General features: G+C 46.3%; 18 protein-coding genes and 1 tRNA gene. All 19 read right to left on the bottom strand.

The window, feature by feature from the left end; all coding sequences use genetic code 11:
* Positions 1–4: 4 nt before the first annotated feature.
* Positions 5–490: a rod shape-determining protein MreD gene (mreD, locus tag AC4PHM_RS02530; RefSeq protein WP_492019329.1), complete on the bottom strand. Its 486-nt coding sequence runs from the start codon at positions 488–490 to the stop codon at positions 5–7.
* Entirely contained in the window at positions 487–1,338 is an 852-nt protein-coding gene (gene mreC / locus AC4PHM_RS02525) for a rod shape-determining protein MreC (RefSeq protein ID WP_492019328.1), read from the bottom strand. The genes mreD and mreC overlap by 4 nt, the downstream gene beginning before the upstream one ends.
* 13 nt (positions 1,339–1,351) lie before the next feature.
* Positions 1,352–2,368, bottom strand: a complete 1,017-nt coding sequence (locus AC4PHM_RS02520) for a rod shape-determining protein (protein ID WP_492019327.1) — start codon at positions 2,366–2,368, stop codon at positions 1,352–1,354.
* Positions 2,369–2,536: 168 nt separating this feature from the next.
* Positions 2,537–3,220 (bottom strand): RadC family protein, encoded by a 684-nt coding sequence (radC, locus tag AC4PHM_RS02515; protein WP_492020446.1) that lies wholly within the window; start codon positions 3,218–3,220, stop codon positions 2,537–2,539.
* A gap of 29 nt (positions 3,221–3,249) precedes the next feature.
* Positions 3,250–3,825, bottom strand: a complete 576-nt coding sequence (locus tag AC4PHM_RS02510) for a Maf family protein (protein WP_492019326.1) — start codon at positions 3,823–3,825, stop codon at positions 3,250–3,252.
* Positions 3,825–4,064, bottom strand: a complete 240-nt coding sequence (locus AC4PHM_RS02505) for a DUF4321 domain-containing protein (protein WP_492019325.1) — start codon at positions 4,062–4,064, stop codon at positions 3,825–3,827. Before AC4PHM_RS02505 ends, AC4PHM_RS02510 begins: the two co-directional genes overlap by 1 nt.
* 284 nt (positions 4,065–4,348) lie before the next feature.
* Positions 4,349–5,332: an RnfABCDGE type electron transport complex subunit B gene (locus AC4PHM_RS02500; protein WP_492019324.1), complete on the bottom strand. Its 984-nt coding sequence runs from the start codon at positions 5,330–5,332 to the stop codon at positions 4,349–4,351.
* A gap of 16 nt (positions 5,333–5,348) precedes the next feature.
* Positions 5,349–5,930, bottom strand: a complete 582-nt coding sequence (rsxA, locus tag AC4PHM_RS02495; protein ID WP_492019323.1) for an electron transport complex subunit RsxA — start codon at positions 5,928–5,930, stop codon at positions 5,349–5,351.
* A 13-nt stretch (positions 5,931–5,943) separates the two neighbouring features.
* Positions 5,944–6,546 (bottom strand): electron transport complex subunit RsxE, encoded by a 603-nt coding sequence (gene rsxE / locus AC4PHM_RS02490; protein WP_492019322.1) that lies wholly within the window; start codon positions 6,544–6,546, stop codon positions 5,944–5,946.
* Positions 6,547–6,561: 15 nt separating this feature from the next.
* Positions 6,562–7,134 carry an RnfABCDGE type electron transport complex subunit G gene (locus AC4PHM_RS02485; RefSeq protein WP_492019321.1) on the bottom strand — a complete coding sequence of 191 codons (573 nt, stop codon included), beginning with the start codon at positions 7,132–7,134 and terminating at the stop codon, positions 6,562–6,564.
* Positions 7,131–8,075, bottom strand: a complete 945-nt coding sequence (locus AC4PHM_RS02480) for an RnfABCDGE type electron transport complex subunit D (protein WP_492019320.1) — start codon at positions 8,073–8,075, stop codon at positions 7,131–7,133. Before AC4PHM_RS02480 ends, AC4PHM_RS02485 begins: the two co-directional genes overlap by 4 nt.
* Positions 8,076–8,087: 12 nt before the next feature.
* A complete protein-coding gene (gene rsxC, locus AC4PHM_RS02475; protein WP_492019319.1) occupies positions 8,088–9,407 on the bottom strand; it encodes an electron transport complex subunit RsxC in 1,320 nt (439 codons plus the stop codon).
* A 386-nt stretch (positions 9,408–9,793) separates the two neighbouring features.
* Positions 9,794–10,585, bottom strand: coding sequence for a hypothetical protein (locus AC4PHM_RS02470; protein ID WP_492019318.1), 792 nt, complete (start codon positions 10,583–10,585; stop codon positions 9,794–9,796).
* Between the two features lie 129 nt (positions 10,586–10,714).
* Positions 10,715–10,801: transfer RNA gene (locus AC4PHM_RS02465), tRNA-Leu, on the bottom strand.
* Between the two features lie 95 nt (positions 10,802–10,896).
* Positions 10,897–11,496 carry a dephospho-CoA kinase gene (coaE, locus tag AC4PHM_RS02460; protein WP_492019317.1) on the bottom strand — a complete coding sequence of 200 codons (600 nt, stop codon included), beginning with the start codon at positions 11,494–11,496 and terminating at the stop codon, positions 10,897–10,899.
* 50 nt (positions 11,497–11,546) lie between these two features.
* A complete protein-coding gene (gene polA / locus AC4PHM_RS02455) occupies positions 11,547–14,216 on the bottom strand; it encodes a DNA polymerase I (protein ID WP_492019316.1) in 2,670 nt (889 codons plus the stop codon).
* A gap of 219 nt (positions 14,217–14,435) precedes the next feature.
* Positions 14,436–15,740 (bottom strand): DUF4349 domain-containing protein, encoded by a 1,305-nt coding sequence (locus AC4PHM_RS02450; protein ID WP_492019315.1) that lies wholly within the window; start codon positions 15,738–15,740, stop codon positions 14,436–14,438.
* On the bottom strand, positions 15,740–16,330 hold the full coding sequence (locus AC4PHM_RS02445; protein ID WP_492019314.1) for an RNA polymerase sigma factor: 591 nt from the start codon (positions 16,328–16,330) through the stop codon (positions 15,740–15,742). The genes AC4PHM_RS02450 and AC4PHM_RS02445 overlap by 1 nt, the downstream gene beginning before the upstream one ends.
* 247 nt (positions 16,331–16,577) lie before the next feature.
* Entirely contained in the window at positions 16,578–17,519 is a 942-nt protein-coding gene (locus AC4PHM_RS02440) for a metal-dependent hydrolase (protein WP_492019313.1), read from the bottom strand.
* Positions 17,520–17,597: the final 78 nt, after the last annotated feature.

Below are 17,597 nucleotides of genomic sequence, written 5' to 3'. Positions count from 1 at the left end.
CTCCTTATCTCAGTTCGTAGCCAAACCATCGGCGAATAACGTATTTGTACAGAAGTAAACCAATCAGAGCATTAAAGACCGATTCAATCGCTATGATGGCAAAGACTTTGCCCAAGAAAATAGGCAAATTGAAAAAATAGGCATGCGCCAAAAACAAACCGTGATACACCACAGTTCCCATGACGATCAGCATAAGTGGTGTCAGGGAGTTGTCCTTGAACAGCGCCTCGTCAAAGAGATCGATCAAAATTGCAATGGTGCAAAATATGAATATATTCACGCCTACCGCATGAGCGTACAATACGTCGAGAAATAGTCCCGACAAGGCAGCGGCAACCAGGCCGGCGCGGTTGCCAAAGAGCAGCGCTGCCATGACGACATAGATCAGCGGCAGATTCGCCGTCACGCCATAAAACCTGAAGTTGAGAATGAAGGTTGTTTGAATCAGGTAGACCAAGAGAGAGGACAGGACCAGCCAAAAAGCCTTCATTCGCTCTCAGCCTCCGAATCAACCGCTGAAGACGGAATCACCATGACCTTTTTTATGGATTGGAAGTCCACAAACGGTTCAACGACCACTTCGGGCAGGAGAGCGTCGCGATTATCAATCAGCTCTTTAATTTCGCCAATGACGATGCCCTTCGGAAAAATTCCCAACCCAGAGGTGACGAGCAAATCCCCAGGTGACATTTTCGCGGTAGGGTCAAAAATCTGTCCTCTCAGGATATGGTCTGCACTCCCAATAATTTGGCCGTCATAAGGCGCTATGATGCCCACTGAGGAAAAGCTGATCGTACTTCTTTTATCGATCAGGGTAACGACTTTAGCCCAGTCTGTACCGACGTCATATACCATGCCCACCAGGCCGCTCCCATTTATTACGGCACTGTTTTTTGTTACGCCATCCTCAGAGCCTGCATCTATGACAAAATTTTCATACCAGTTGCCCGGATCCTTTGATAGCACTGATGCGGACACGAAGTTTTGTATGGACTCAGTCTCTACGTACCTCAGGGCGCCCTTCAATTCCCTCAGCTCGATCAGTTCTCTCTGATCCAGTGTCAAGGAGACGACTTGCGCTCGCAGCGACTCGACTTCCTCTTTCAAAGCTTCATTTTCACGCGCATTCTTGTAAATTTCAGCGATAGGCTCTATGCGGTCTCCTATTGACTGATTAATGCCATAAAAGAATTTTTGAATAGGATAGACGACTTCCGCCACAAGATTCTCGACAACTGAGACACTGGAACGCCCGCCGGCCGAAATACCCATAAAGGTCAGAAGCAGAATGGAGACTGCTATGATTATTATTTTCTTCCACTTTGGATAAGCATGCATCCGAGTCACCCATTCAGCGATATTTCTTTGCGTTTACCATAATTGATTTCAATTCGTCAAAATGATCCAGCGCCATTCCCGTTCCTTTGGCAACACAGTCAAGCGGTTCTTCTGCTATATGAACGGGCATTCCTGTCTCCCGTCTGATTCTTTGTGCCATACCTTTTAGGAGCGCGCCCCCACCGGTAACCATAATCCCTTGAAGCATGATGTCTGACGACAGCTCGGGCGGTGTTTTTTCAAGTGTTGACTTTACGGCATCCATAATGGCGTTCGCCGGTTCCCTGAGGGCTTCTCTGATTTCAGACCCTTTGACAAAAATACTGCGCGGAAGACCAGTCATAAGGTTGCGGCCTGTTACTTCAAATACCGCCTCCTCATCCACCGGCTCAACTGAGCCTATGGCCACCTTGATTTCTTCTGCCGTTCTTTCACCAATCATCAAGGAATAATGCTTTCTGATGTATTGGACGATTGCTTCGTCCATAGCATCGCCAGCAACTCGGATGGATCTGCTTGTGACAATACCGCCAAGTGAAATGACTGCGATTTCTGTCGTACCACCGCCAATATCGACAACCAGGCTCCCTGTCGCCTCTGAAACAGGCATACCTGCCCCAATCGCAGCAGCCATGGGCTCTTCTATAATCAATGCGTCTTTAGCCCCTGCCGCAAGCGCCGCTTCAATGACCGCACGTTTTTCAACCTCAGTCACATCACACGGCACACCAATAATTATGCGTGGCGCAGCGAGCATAGACTTATTGGGATACGCTTGCTGAATGAAATAGCGGATCATCTTCTGCGTGACTTCAAAATCAGCGATAACGCCATCTCTCAATGGCCTTATGGCCACGATCCTCCCTGGGGTACGTCCAATCATCTGTTTTGCTTCGAGACCAACGCTCAAAACCTCACCTGTGTCCAAATGGATAGCTACCACAGAAGGCTCTCTCAGGACAATGCCCTTTCCCTTCACGTAAACAAGTGTGTTAGCTGTGCCTAAATCGATTCCAATATCTTTTGTCATAAAACCAAACCACTTCATACTCTTTGAATCCGGGTACCTCCGCCTGGATTACGGTACAAGTCTTCCCGGATCTACCTCCTGTCTGTCAGTTAATTTTGGCGTCTTTGGATGGATATGAACGCCATTATGTCGTTAGTGTGCCTAAACCTGACGTATTTTTTCCAGCAGCTACATCAGATCATGCTCTTTAAAACTAAAATAATTCAAATCGCCTATGACGATGTGATCCAAAACTTGAATCCCCATGAGCTGACCGGCCTCAATCAGACGTTCCGTCACCCGTTTATCCTCAGTACTTGGTTCAGGATGACCGCTGGGATGGTTGTGAATCAAAACCACCGCGTTAGCGCTTTTTCTGATTGCGGGTTGAAAGACTTCCCTGGGGTGAACAATGGACGCATTCAAACTGCCTATTGAAATATCCTCTATTGAGACAATTTGATTCTTTGTATCCAGAAGTACAACCTTAAAAACTTCCTTGGTCAGATGGCGCATATCCACCATCATTTTCTCCGCGAGCTCAGAAGGTCCTGCAATTTTCACCTTGAGAGCCGACTTCTCAGAACAAATTCTTTTGCCCAGTTCAACCGCGGCCAAAATCTGACCTGCCTTCGAAATGCCAATGCCGCGGAGACTGCAAAGTTCTTCAAAATTTGCTGCAGCAAGAAAACTGAGCCCTTTAGAGTCTAAAGTTAAAATTCTCTGTGCCAAAGTCAATGCTGAATCCTGACTGCTGCCGCTTCCAATGACTGCAGCGATCAGTTCAGCATTCGATAGGGCTGATGTCCCTGATTTGATCATTTTCTCTCTGGGACGCTCACATTCTGGCATTGATTTCATTGTAATCTTCATAACCACGTGGACCGGCTCCTCTCAATAACTTAGAGAGAATGCTGTTCGAGAAGCTGCCCCAGCAGATATACAGGTAAACCAACAACGGTGAAAAAATCTCCATGTATCGCTTTGACCAAGGTAGATCCCAGTCCTTGAATAGCGTAAGCACCGGCTTTTCCGAAAACCTCACCGGAATGAACATAAGACCATGCCTTCTTAGCGCTGAATGGTCCCATTTCAACCTCAGTCACCGAATAATCGACGATTTTAAGACCAAGCTCCGGACAGATCAGACTGAGGCCGGTGAAGACCTGGTGGGTTCTCCCGCTGAGAAGCATCAGCATCTGATGAGCTTCCGCTTCATTATCAGGCTTGCCAAGCTTTCTGCCGTCCAGACAGACAATGGTATCCGAGCCAATAATGACATGATCATGCCACTTCGAATTTTGCGCTGCTTTCCATGCTTTTTCAAAGGACAGTGCCATAACGATTTCTTCCGGTGTTTCAAAATCATCCATTGGTTCAGGTAATGCCACGCCCTCACAGACTACATCCCGCCCTAGCAAACCAATCAATTCGCGCCTTCTTGGTGATTCTGATGCCAATAATAATTTTCTCATCATTAAAACCTCTTAAATAGAAACATAGCCAAAAGCAGTCCCAAAATTCCCGCAACGTTAAGTTGAAGGGTCAAACCCATTGTCCATTTCAATATAGCCAAATCCACTGTAAATGGGTCGAATCCAATTGACCTTCCATATGAAAGTAAAGGTATACTTCTGCCAAATAAATCTCCGATCAACCCGCCTGCTATGACACCTACAAGTATAAAAATCAAGAGCAAGGGTGTAGTTTTTTTCAAGGTAACTCCCTCCGACATTCTCTCAAATATAGCATATCACGTTTTTACATATTTTACCATCATCATTGCACAGAACTAACTCACACGTGCTTTTTACAGTTTAGCATTTAATCCACGGCCATTCAAGGCGCAGGAAGTGACAAAAAGAAAGACCTGTTGTCTGCCAGTTGTCAGGTTCCCCATAAAGTATTGATAAAGCTCTTTTGAAGCGCAGTTATTTAATCAACATGACAAAAAAATAAAGCGCATAGACAGCATTCTATGCGCTTTATGCAATATTGAATTTATACCATTTTAATGGCATCCTTTGGACACTTTTTGACACATTCTCCGCAGCCTATGCACTTTTCGGGATCCACGACATGAACTTCTTTGAGTTCACCAGTGATCGCTTCTGTTGGACATACCCGTTTGCAAAGTGTGCAGCCAATACATTTTTCCGGCTCAATCAAAGCTTTCTTGCGCTGTGAAAGATCTCCTGAAATGCACTTGGTCGGACACTTTTCAGTACAGATCATACAGCTGGTGCACTTTTCGTAGTCTATGGAAGCCAGGTTGTTTGTCACATGGATCGCGTCAAATGGACAGTTCTTTTCACAAATGCCGCAGGCTATGCAGGACACATCGCAATTCTTTTTGACTTGTGGTCCCTTTTCCTTGTTATTGCAATTGACAATAACTTGCTGGCCGTAGGGCACATAAGTAATCACCGTCTTTGGACAAGCTTCAACACACTTGCCGCAGGCTGTGCACTTTTCAGGATCTACAATGGCCAGGCCGTCGTTCGTGACATGAATGGCATCAAACGGGCACACCCGCTCACAAGTGCCATACCCCAAACATCCAAAAGCACAGGATTTTCCGCCGCCGGCCACCATGGCAGCTGCGCGGCAATCCGTTATACCCTCGTACTTAAAGGTCGTTCGGCACTTATCATCTCCGCCCTTACATATCACATACGCGACTTTTTTTACGCCGACCTCAGCATTGACACCCATGATTTCAGCAAGTGCAGAGGCACAACTCGCACCGCCGACAGGACAGCCATTGACCGGAGCGTTTCCAGAAGCGACTGCGTTGGCAAACTGGTCACAGCCAGGAAATCCGCAGCCGCCGCAGTTTGCGCCTGGAAGCGCCTCTCGAATCAGGACAGTCTTTGGATCCACTTCTACTGCAAATTTCTGAGACGCAAAAGCGAGTGCGGCGCCAAAAGCGAGCCCCATAACACTCAGCGTTGCGCCTGAAGTTATTATGTTGGTTACATTCAAAGTCTACACCCCTTTTCTATACCAGACCCGTGAAGCCCAGGAAAGCAATTGACATCAGACTTGCGGTGATCAGAGCGATCGGGAATCCTTGGAAAGGAAGCGGCACGTCTGCAATGACCTGTTTTTCACGTATTCCGGCAAAGAGTATAATCGCCAGTGAGAAGCCCAGCGCCCCACCAACGGAGTGGACCACAGTTTGAATCAAATTAAATTCATATTGAATGTTTAACAGGGCAAGACCAAGGACTGCACAGTTCGTTGTGATCAGCGGGAGAAAGACACCAAGGGCCTGATAAAGCGTTGGGCTCGTTTTTTGAAGAACAATTTCAACGAACTGAACCAACGACGCAATGACGAGTATGAACGCGATGGTCTGAAGATACTCCAAATGGAGCGGGACCAGTACGAAGTACTGGATGAAGTAGGTAAAAATGCCCGACAAGGTCATGACGAAGGTAACAGCAAGACCCATACCTATGGCAGTGTCTACCTGCTTCGAAACGCCAAGGAATGGGCAGATCCCCAGAAAGCGTGACAATACAAAGTTGTTGACGAGAATTGAGCTGACCAGAATTACAAACAAACTAGCATTTTCCATGTCGTTTCACCTCCTATTGGCCTGCGGCCGCTCTTTTGGATTTGATGACGCTGTAGACAGCAAGTACGAGGCCAAGCGTCAGGAAGCCGCCCGGAGGCAGGATCATTATGATTGCCGGCTTATAGGCCGCACCCAAAATGGAAATGCCGAAGATCATTCCTGTTCCAAGCAATTCACGAATCATGCCCAGCAATACAAGTGCCCAAGTAAACCCTAAACCCATGCCCACACCATCCAGTATGGATGGACCTACACCATTTTTGAAGGCAAAAGACTCAGCACGTGCCAAGATGATACAGTTAACGACGATGAGTGGTATAAAGAGTCCCAGCGATTTGTAGAGCGCAGGTACAAAACCTTCCATCACCATGCCGACGATGGTTACAAAGGCTGCTATGACGACGACAAAAGCAGGAATTCTGATTTTATTGGGAATAATCTTTCTAAGGATTGAAATCATTGCATTCGAGCCAACCAAAACCGCGGTGGTGGCAAGTCCCATACCGAGTCCGTTCTGAGCACTTGTGGTTACGGCCAGTGTTGGACACATACCTAAAAGCTGATAAAATGTGGGGTTCTCTTTAATGAGCCCGTTAGTCAAATGTTTAAGATTCATCTTATGCGCCCCCCTCTACCGATCAAATGTAAGTGCCGCACGGATAGATGAATTGACGCCATCTGTCACTGCGCGCGAAGTAATCGTCGAACCGGTGATCGCCATAATCTCCGTATCGCTTTTAGCGGTTTTTGACACGCCCAGTTCTTGAGTGGCGGACATGCCATTATATTGTTCGTAGAAAGACGGAAGTGTCGCGTTTGCGCCCAGACCCGGTGTTTCAGCGTGTGTGCCTATTCTGACACCCGACACCGTACCTTCTGCGCTTATGCCAGTGGTTACCTCAACAGTACCGCTAAACCCGGTTGGCGCTGTTTTAATTACATAACCCACAAGATTGCCGTCTTTTAATCCGGTAAAGACTTCCATAATCATGGGTTCATTGCCTTGAATAGCCGCCAGTTTGTCAGCTTCGACCGGTTCAAAACTGGTCGCTTCCGGCAAAACAGCCTGACGTGCCAACTGGTTCGTCAGTTCTCTTTGCTCGAGAATTTTGCCGATGGTCATTTCATTTGTCACACCAAGCGCCACGGCGGCAACCAGGCAAATCGCCAGCAATATTGCGCCGAGTTTCATAATTTCCTTCATTTCTTGCCACCTCCGAATACACGTGATTTCGAATATTTTTCGATCAGTGGCGTTGCAACGTTCATCAATAGAATTGAATAGGAAACGCCCTCAGGATAGCCTCCGAACTGACGAATCAGTGCGGTCAGAAGGCCTGCGCCAACTGCGAAAATCATCTGCCCTCGAAAGTTAACCGGCGTTGAGGAATAATCCGTCGCCATGAAGAATGCGCCAAGCATGAGTCCGCCAATCAAAACGTGCAGGAATGCGATCTGAAAATTAAAACCATTGAAAATGAACAGAAGACCAAACGTCGTTGCTATGTAGACAGCAGGAATTCTGATATCAATGACGCCGCGCCAAACAAGGTAAAGTCCGCCGAGGATCAGAAGCAGCGCAGAGGTCTCTCCAATACAGCCGCCAATGTTTCCAATCAATGCATCCATAACGGAAGGCAGCTGATCAGGAAGTGCTTCCTTTAATATTCCCAGTGCTGTTGGACCTGTGACGCCATCTGCCGCTCTTGGGACTGCCCAAGTCGTCATGTCCGTTGGCCAGCTGGCCATGAGGAAGGCCCGCGCAGCCAGTGCAGGGTTCATGAAATTGAAACCGAGACCGCCAAATGCCTGTTTTACAATAGCAATTGCAAAAATTGAGCCAACCACTGGTATGAACCAAGGTACAGAGGCCGGCAAGTTCAGTGCAAGAAGGAGACCTGTGACAACAGCGCTGAAATCTCCAATTGTTGTTGGAACTTTTCTCATGTAACGTTGTACAAAAAACTCGGTTGCAACTGCTGCACCTACTGACAGTAATACTGTAATCAACGCGTTAAAACCAAAGAAGTAAATCCCCGCCGCCGTCGCAGGCAAAAGCGCTATAACGACGTCCCGCATAATACCGCTGACAGATTCATTGCTTCTGAAGTGCGGCGATGATGATACTCTATATTGTTGTTCCATCTGCCGATCCCCCTATGCTTTTCTTCTTCTGGCCAGTATCTCGCGCTTTGCCAAGCGGATGGACTGGAGAAGTGGTCTTTTGGACGGACAAATGAACGAGCAGGAGCCACACTCAATACAATCGAGAGCTGCATACTTCTCTGCCATGTCAAATTGATCCAGCAGCGCGTAGGCGCTAATGTAAACCGGTTCAAGATACGAAGGACATATGGTGACACATTTGCCGCACTTAATGCAGGCTGATGGATCAGGTGTCTTCGAGTCTGCCTCATTAAAGGTTAATATGCCGGAGGTAGTCTTTGTAGAAGGAATAGAGAGTGTTGAAGTCGCGATGCCCATCATAGGTCCGCCTAAGACTATTTTTCCGGGTATTTCACTGAAGCCGCCACATTGCTCAACAATTTCCGTCAACATGGTGCCAACTTTAATACGGAGATTTTTTGGTTCTTTAATGCAAGAACCGGTAATGGTACAGATTCGGTCTATCAAAGGCATGCCAGTGGTTAACGCTTCAGCAATCGCCGCTGCAGTAGCGACGTTGTTGACCACAGCGCCGGCATCCATTGGCAGTCCGCCGGAAGGCACTTCTCTTCCCGTGACTGCAAAGATCAACTGCTTTTCAGCGCCTTGAGGATATTTCGTTTTGAGCGAAGCAATTTCGATTTCCGGATAAGAGGCTGCAGCCTTCTTGATTGAGTCGATTGCATCTGTCTTATTGTCTTCAATGCCTATGTAACCTTTTGGCACGCCTAATACCTTCATCAGCGCCCTAAGTCCAAGTACAACTTTCTCAGGCGTCTCAAGCATCAGTCTGTGGTCCGCAGTCAAAAATGGCTCACATTCCGCACCGTTCAAAATGACGTAATCAATTGTCTTTTCTTTTGGGGGTGACAATTTGACGTGAGTTGGAAAACCTGCGCCGCCCATACCGACAATGCCCGCACCCTTGATAATATCCATAACCTCTTTGGCTTCGAGTGACTCAAGCGGCGGATGTGGTTTGATACTTTCGTCTACTGCGTTTAACCCATCTGATTCAATGACCACACATAAATCTTTTCCTCCGAGTGTGTCCATGACTTTCAATTCCTTCACCGTACCGGAGACACTTGAATGAATTGCTGCAGAAACAAATGATGCTGGTTCGCCAATTTTCTGACCAACTTTGACATAGTCGCCCTTTTGTACGAGCGCATCACAAGGTGCGCCTATATGCTGTCTGAGTGGTATTGCAACGGTTTTTGGTTCGACAGCAAGCTCAACAGCCTTGTGTTCAGTGTATTTCTTTGCGTGTGGCGGATGTATGCCGCCTTTGAAAGAAAAAATGCCCATGGTTTCACCCCTTGAGTTAAATATACAGTATACAATCAATAAAATTAGTACTCTAAACAATTTTACTACATCTCGCGCCACTGTCAACTGAAAGTGCTTGAATTCAATATTTTTCAACGTTTCGAGCGTTAATTAGTTAACAACAGCAGGTCCTTAAAAAGCCGATTCTATTTAACACTATCCTTGTGTTGTTGATTTGCTCCCATAAATTTTGATAAAATAATAACGTTATATTCAAAAGAAAAAATGAAAGCAGCTTCTATCATGCAGTCATGTCCCTTGCATCCTAAAGAGAAGACATCGAACTGCCGCCCGACCTTTCCCCTGAATAAACAAAGGAAGACATCGCACGAGGCGTTGTCTTCCTTTGTTTCGGAATACCTACTTTATTGTCCAACCTTCAAAGTTGGGAGCATAACGGTTTCTTTGGATACTGTCACGTCGTTTGGCATTGTCAGATCTTCTTTAGACGCACCCTCCGGCTGCAGACTCCTGAAATAATACTCATATTTGGGGAACCCTGTGATCTGGGCAATCATCTTCACGGTCAGTCCGTTGTCTTTCCACAAGTAATAAATCACGTTGAGGTCCGCGGTATGAACCTCATAAACATCACACGGTTTGCCGTCCATCAGTGCCGAGCCCTCGTAGTGAACATGTTCAAACATATCCTGCTCCAAGGCCTCGTTAAATGCCACCGGTGACATCATGCCGCTAAAGAACGCCTCATCATAGGCTGAAGGTGATAAAACACCTGATGTCCGATCCAGCACAAAGACAGATTCATCCTTTAGATTCGCGAATATACTATGCTTATGATCAAACGAGTCAATTCTGACCTGATCTTCGCTTTTCCATGCAGAATAGTACTCCCTGGAGACACCTTCTACCCGCAGTTCATATTCATAGTATAAATTTTTAATGTCCACAGATTTAGCAAGAGTATCGCTGAAGTCATTGAAAGCTTCTAAATCATCATGACTCTCTTCGTTTTCTGACTGAGTCTCCTGTGCACCTTCTGTCTGAGCTGCTTCAGAGGACTCACTGCCAGTCGCGGCATTTTCTGAGGTATTCAGCTGATCTTCAGGTTTTGTCTGAGCGGATTGATTCGTGCAGCCTGCTGTTGAAATCACAAGTCCTAAAAGCAACGCGACGAAAAGAATCTTAGTGTGCTTCATAATCTAAATATCCTCCTGTCCTGTTCGGAATGGATCTTTGACAAGTGCGCCAAAGCCTGTCCGCGATGGATGAATTGATTACGTTTCGGCAAAAAAGGTAAAAAAAAGGACGATTCGAAATCGTCCGTTTGGTGCGAGAGGCGGGATTTGAACCCGCACGAGCATTAGCTCGCTACCCCCTCAAGATAGTGCGTCTGCCAGTTTCGCCACTCTCGCACGTATTCGCCGGTTTACCCGACGAAATTCATTATACCTCCATGAAACACTAAAGTCAACCAGAATTTCCCGAAAACATTTTCACCCGAATTGAACTAATCTGAATGCTTCAACCGTGCGAGAAGCTGATCCACCTGTTGATCAAGCATCTCCAGAGTACCATTATTATCAATTATAAAGTCCGCGTAGGCTTTTTTGTCCTCAAGCGGCATCTGACTCTTAATCCTGAGCACGGCTTCATCATGACTGAGTTGATTTCTGGACTGCAGACGCTGAAGCTGTGTCTCAAAATCCACAACCACAAGAATCACAGCATCATATCGTTCTGAGTTTCCTGTTTCTATCAGCAGCGGCGTATCTACAAATACCATGGTTTCGCCCTGAAGCTGCTTTTCATGAAGTTCTTTGGTTATTTCTGCTTCCACAATGGGATGTGTCGCGCTGTTCAGACATTTGCGAGCTTCTGAATCCGAAAAAACAAGGGCACCGAGTTTCTTCCGGTCAATTTCACCTGACAGATTCAGAATCTCATTGCCAAAAGCGCTGACTATGGCATTATAGATTGGTTTCCCTTTTCCATACAGCTGTCTGACTATATCGTCCGCGTCAATAACTACATAGCCTCGGGCACGCAGAATAAGGGTCACGGTTGACTTACCGCTGGCTATTCCGCCGGTCAGCGCAATTTTTCTCACGGTCATCACCTCCAGTGACACAAGAATTCCATGCATTTAAGTTCGGATTGCTATTTTGTTTCATACCAGTTTGAACCCGAATTCATATCCACCTCAATTGGTACTTCAAGCTGGACAGCCGACTCCATATCATTTTTCAACAAAGCCTTAACAGCTTCCAACTCTTCAGGGACACAATCAATCAGAAGTTCGTCATGGACCTGAAGGATCAGCCTGGATTTGTACCCGCCCTTTTTCAGATCCTGATAAACCTTAACCATAGCGATCTTTATGATATCTGCGGCGCTTCCCTGAATAGGCGTATTCATAGCTGTACGCTCTGCAAAGGATCGCAGATTAAAGTTCTTTGAGTGAATATCAGGAATATACCGTTTTCTGTTTAGAATGGTCGTCACATAACCATGCGTTCTGCATTGCTCAATGGTATCATCCAAATATTTTTTGACATTGGGGTACTTGGCGAAATATTGGTCGATATAGAGCCTCGCTTCTTTTCTCGTGATTCCAAGATTCTCCGAAAGTCCATAATCGCTCATGCCATAAACTATGCCAAAGTTGACTTCTTTGGCACGGCTTCTTTCAAGACTTGTGACCTCTTCAGGCGTTAAATCAAAAACCTGAGCAGCAGTTTGTGTATGAATGTCCAGATTGTTCTTGAAAGCATGAATCAATCGTGCATCATTTGCAAAATGAGCAAGAATCCTGAGCTCAATCTGCGAATAATCCGCATCTACCAGTATGTGGTCTTCACTTGCCAGGAATACTTTTCTGAGCCGTCTGCCAAGGGGCAGCCGAACCGGTATGTTTTGCAGATTCGGCTCTGTAGAGCTGAGGCGCCCTGTAATAGCCACGGTTTGATTCAGGCTGGAGTGAATTTTCCCCGTCACTGGATTGATAACTTGACGCAGTCCATCTATATAAGTACTTTTCAGCTTGCTGTAAGTTCTGTATTCCATAATTAATGCAATAATTGGATGATGCTTTTCCAGTTTTTCCAAGACATCATGGCTCGTTGAATAACCCGTCTTTGTCTTTTTCTGGGTAGGCAGACCCAAACGGTCGAACAAGATTTCGCCGAGCTGTTTAGGCGACTGAATATTGAATGGCCCTCCGGACAGTTCGTAGATCTCTGACTCAAGCTGTCCTAATTTTGCAGTGATGAGAAGATCCATGTCCTCGATCTCTTTCAAGTCAACATTAAAGCCTTCATACTCCATGCTGGCCAAAACCTCAACCAAAGGCATTTCAACCTCATGAAACAGTTGAGTCATATTTTCATTTGAAATTTCATCCCTCATTTGAACGGCCAAATCAAAAATAGCTCTGGCATTGCTTTGAGCGAGTTTCGCGGCCTGCTGCAGCTCAACATCAAACAAAGCCACAGACTTGGCGCCTTTTCCAAAAACGGACTCATCATCAGGAATATTCATTTTTAACCGTTCGAATGCCATAGCAGAAAGTCTTTCATTAGTCCTGGAAGGATCAATCAAATATCGGGCAATGGCTATATCCATACATCCATTTTCCAACACATAGCCCAGATTATAAGACAATAAATACTCTCTCTTCAGATCATAGCTCCACTTTTCAATATCTCCACGAGGTCCAATTGTCATCAGAAATTCAGATGCCAGATTTTTTCCTTCTACTTCAGGAATAAAGCAAGATCGATTCTTCAGGGCAACGCCTACACCTCTGAAGCGCAGATCCCTGACGTGAATCTTTTCAATCAGACTGTAGATCGAAACCTGACCTGACCTCGCCGCTTCATCCATGAGATCCCTTAAAGCCGCAGAATCCTCAATCCACGAGACATCCTCTGAGGCCGTTTCAGGCGACGTACTATCCACATGCCCAGACTCCGACTTCAGCCGGCCCATGAGCGATTTCAGTTCATAAAGAGAAAACAAAGCTCTGGCCGCTTCAAGCTTAGGCTCTCTGAGTGAAAATTCTTCCATCTCAAACTCCAGAGGAACATTGGTCTCAATTCGCGCCAGCGACTTACTCATAAGCGCCTGGTTCCCAAAGGTCTCCACCAACCCTCGAAGGCGTTTGTTTTCAATATCTTCATAGTTTTGTACAACCGCTTCTACACTCTTATAGGTCTCCAGCAGCTTGATGGCTGTCTTTGGCCCAACGCCGGGAATCCCAGGGATGTTGTCTGACGTATCCCCACTAAGCCCTTTGAAATCAATGAGCTGCAGTGGTGTGAGACTGTACTCTTTAAGGATCGCGTCCGCATCATAAGTCTCTATCTGACTGATCCCCTTTTTCGTGATCAGCACCTCAATCTGGTCATCCACCAGCTGCAAAGCATCCTTATCCCCTGTTACAATCAGAACCTTCAAGCCACGCTCACCGCAGCGCTTTGATACTGTGCCAATCAAATCGTCCGCTTCAAAGCCTTCAAGTTCCATTCTATGAATGTTCAGGGCATCGAGGATTTCCTTCAAAATGGGCACCTGAACCCTGAGTTCCTCAGGCATCCCCTTTCGTGTTCCTTTGTACTGGTCATAGGCAGCATGTCTGAAAGTAGGCCCCTTGAGGTCGAATGCCACAGTCATGTAATCCGGCTCATAAGTTTCAAACATCTTATAAATCATGGATAAAAATCCATGAATCGCATTCGTTGGAACACCGTCTTTGTTGGTCAATGGTGGCAGCGCAAAAAAAGCGCGATTCAACAGACTGTTCCCGTCTATGATCATAATTTTTTTCAAATTTTTCCACTCCTCTGATCGCGTTGTCTTACAATGGGCTTAATTGTATGATGCCCATTAAATCTATTGTATCAGAAAATTGGCCAAAAAGCCTTTTCAAAGAACATTAGCCTATGGTTTCATTCGCGTTCCCCGCGCAGTGCGGGACAAATGACCATCGGCAAAAAACAAAATCCCAAACAAAAAACCCCCTTCCTTCGAAGGGGGCATAATCATACATTACAAACTTTGCTTTCTGTTTCTGAGATACTTCCTGACAAGTCTCAGCACCAGATAAAGCACTGCGCCAAAGATCAAAAGAAACGGCAGAATAGCCACCAGGCCGACCAGGATAGTTTGGAACATTTGAACCACCGCATTGATGCTGCGGATGAAGTTGGCTCTCATTCTTTCAAACAGATTGTCGTCAAGCGTTGTGATAGTACTCTCACTCAGTGGCTTCTCGTTAAGACTGACTTGAATGGACGACATTTGGAGGGATTTGTCATAGCTTTTGATAATCGCATTCAAACTGTCAATCTCCGTGCGGACATTGGCGAGCTGCAGATCGATTTCCATGATGTCCTCAATGACTTCCGCACGCGCGAGGAGTTCTCTGAGTCTGAGCTCTCTGGCTTCCAGGTTCTTGATCCTGCTCTGGGTATCCACATAGCTTTCCGTCACATCATAGGATGAAATGTTGGAATGCGTTACAGTACCCAAAGTCTTGATCTGCTGCATGGCGGCGTCAAAGCGGGTGCTTGGAATACGGAGGCTGACGGTTCCGCCCTGAATATCACCACGTCGGCCGTTGTTGTCATAAATAGGCGTCGAGTAGGTATCCGCGCTCTCAATATAACCCTCAAGGGACTTCACAATGTCTTCGATTTGGGCGTAAGCCGTATCAAACGTCTCGACCTCCAGGCTAACGGAACCATTTCGAATAATCATTTTGCCAAAGAGCGAAGGATCAAACACTTCCGCTGAACCTAACGGCGCACCTGGCTCCACCGGAGCTGACTGGGCTTCACCGAAACCTTTGGCGTTATTCATGCTTTCTTCAAAGACAACCGTCCCATCTCTGTCCATGGAAGCCGCGGGCATTTCTGCGGGTGCAGGGGCTCCACTTACGGCCATATCACTGGATGCTTCTTCAAGCTTAGCTTTTGTAAGCAAATTCCTCAACGGATTACCAGCCGTTCCTACGACAACTATGGCTATGATCAGCACGGCAGCGATCCCGCTCAGTACTTTGAATGACATCGAATGTGTAAAGTTAGAAATCTTTGATCTTTTTGAAACCAATTTCACATTGGCTTCTTCAACTAATCTGGCGTGAAGTTCTTCTTCAAACCCATCAGGCAGCGCTTTGAGTGGCATGGCAGCCAGCTCCCCCTTAAGAAGCGATAAGTCTTCAAGATAGGAACGGCAATCCGAACACTGTTCAAGATGCGCCTCAATTTCAGCCAGAGCACGGGGATCCATCTCATAGTTATCTCTTTCCAAATAATCGTGCAGATGGTCTATTGAACAGGTGTTAAGCATCAGATTGTCCCCCCTTCCTGAATCTTGGTGCTTCGTTCATTGAGTATTATGGTACGCAGACCGTGGCGTCCCCGGCTGATTCTGGATTTGACGGTACCCACTGAACAATTTTCAATAGCACCGATCTCTTCATAGGAAAAACCGTAAACGTCACGGAGCAGTACTGCAGTTTTTTGAAACTCCGGGATTTTTCCTAACGCAGAAAGCAACTGGCCAGCCACCTCTTTTTGCTCAAGTCGTACGGCAGGATCAGCAGATTCTTCAGCAACAAGTTGAATTGGGACTTTTTCTTCAGTGTCATCTACGGATAATGTCATTACCTTCTTGCGCTTTCTCAACTGATCGCGGCATGTGTTGACAGTAATGGTGTAGAGCCAGGTTGAGAACTCTGAGTTTTCCTTGAATTTGTCAAGACCTTTGAAGACCTTGATAAGCGTCTCCTGAGTCGCATCCTTCGCGTCTTCCTCATTGCCAAGCATTCTCCAGGCAATATTATAAGCGTAGACCTGATATTTGGAGATGAGCAGTTCAAAGCTGTGCACGTCGCCCTGCTTGCTCTTTTGGATCAATACTGCGTCATTGGATGTCAACTTGAATCCCTCCCTCGATCGAGGCTTTCAGTGCTTTAGACGCCGCACTGCCTCAATTGGTTCCAAGCATTCATACCCAAGCCGTAAAAAGATTCACACCTAAATGTGAAAATTACGCCAAGGAATCCTGTCCCGGCGAACGTCAGAGCAAGTTGCGGGAGATTGGCGAACGTCGCAGACATAACCTTATCGTGTCACGATCGGTTCAAATTAAAAACCGCAGCCGAAGCTGCGGTCAACCTTACCACTATCCCTCGAGTACCGGGATCCATTTATTTTGTTTGTATGGGTGAAAATAGGACTCCACAATCTCGCCGTTTCTGTCGAGGTACAGCGTGCCATGATGGAGGAAACTGTTCTTCATATAATACCTCAGATCGATCGCTTTCAACTCGATATGGTTGTCATGCTCCACCACTTCAAGGTGAATATTGGGGCTGAATCTTCTGAAATAGCGCCCAAGATTCGACTGATCGAACGTCCCAAGATGCCGAGAGTCTTTCTTGTAGTATTTTGCTATAATCTGAAGCTTTCGCGTAAAGAGATTATATTTCCCAACGATATGATGGCTTTTAGTATCTGCAACAAAATCCCATTTATAAAACGCTTTCAAGGATGGGAGAATTGTAACGCGCTTGAAGTCATACTGCCGTGAGATTGCCGTCGTCACGTGATGATGTGCCCTCTGCTTCATCTTCCACCTCATAGCCAGATAGACAGCAAACAAAAGCACAACAGTTGCGTACTGCAGAAGTGATTTTTCCCCCGAGAAAATCAAATAAATCGCCAACAGGGTAATAAACGGGTCATAAAGGGTCAGCAAGTTCAACTTGCGCTTTTTCTTAAACAGCATAGCGCCGTAGGAATTGAGAATGTCAAATATCGTATGGGATAATGCCCCCATCAGAGTCCAGAAAAATACTTCAAAGGACAGCGAACCCGGCATCATGACCGAGAGTCCTAGAGTGATCAAGCCGGAGAAAATAGTGAGTGCCGGCAGCGAATGTGACCATCCGCGATGATGCTTCAAATAGGTCATTTCGTCAGAAAACAGTCGAATGACCACGTCTGAATCAGGAATCATGGCACCGATTGCAGCGCCAATCGCAACAGGATTGTCCAGGCTTGGGGTGGTCCCTGAAAAAGTGGATATCGCGAGACCAATGACACCATGGGTTATTGGATCCATTTCACCGCTCCTCATAACATTATGTAAACATAATAACACATCTCCCCCCCAGTCACAAGGGCAAAGGAACAATAAAAA

Source organism: Acidaminobacter sp. QWL-03, assembly GCF_058683855.1.
Note: the sequence above shows the minus strand (reverse complement) of the source record. Positions and strands in the feature narration are given on the sequence as shown.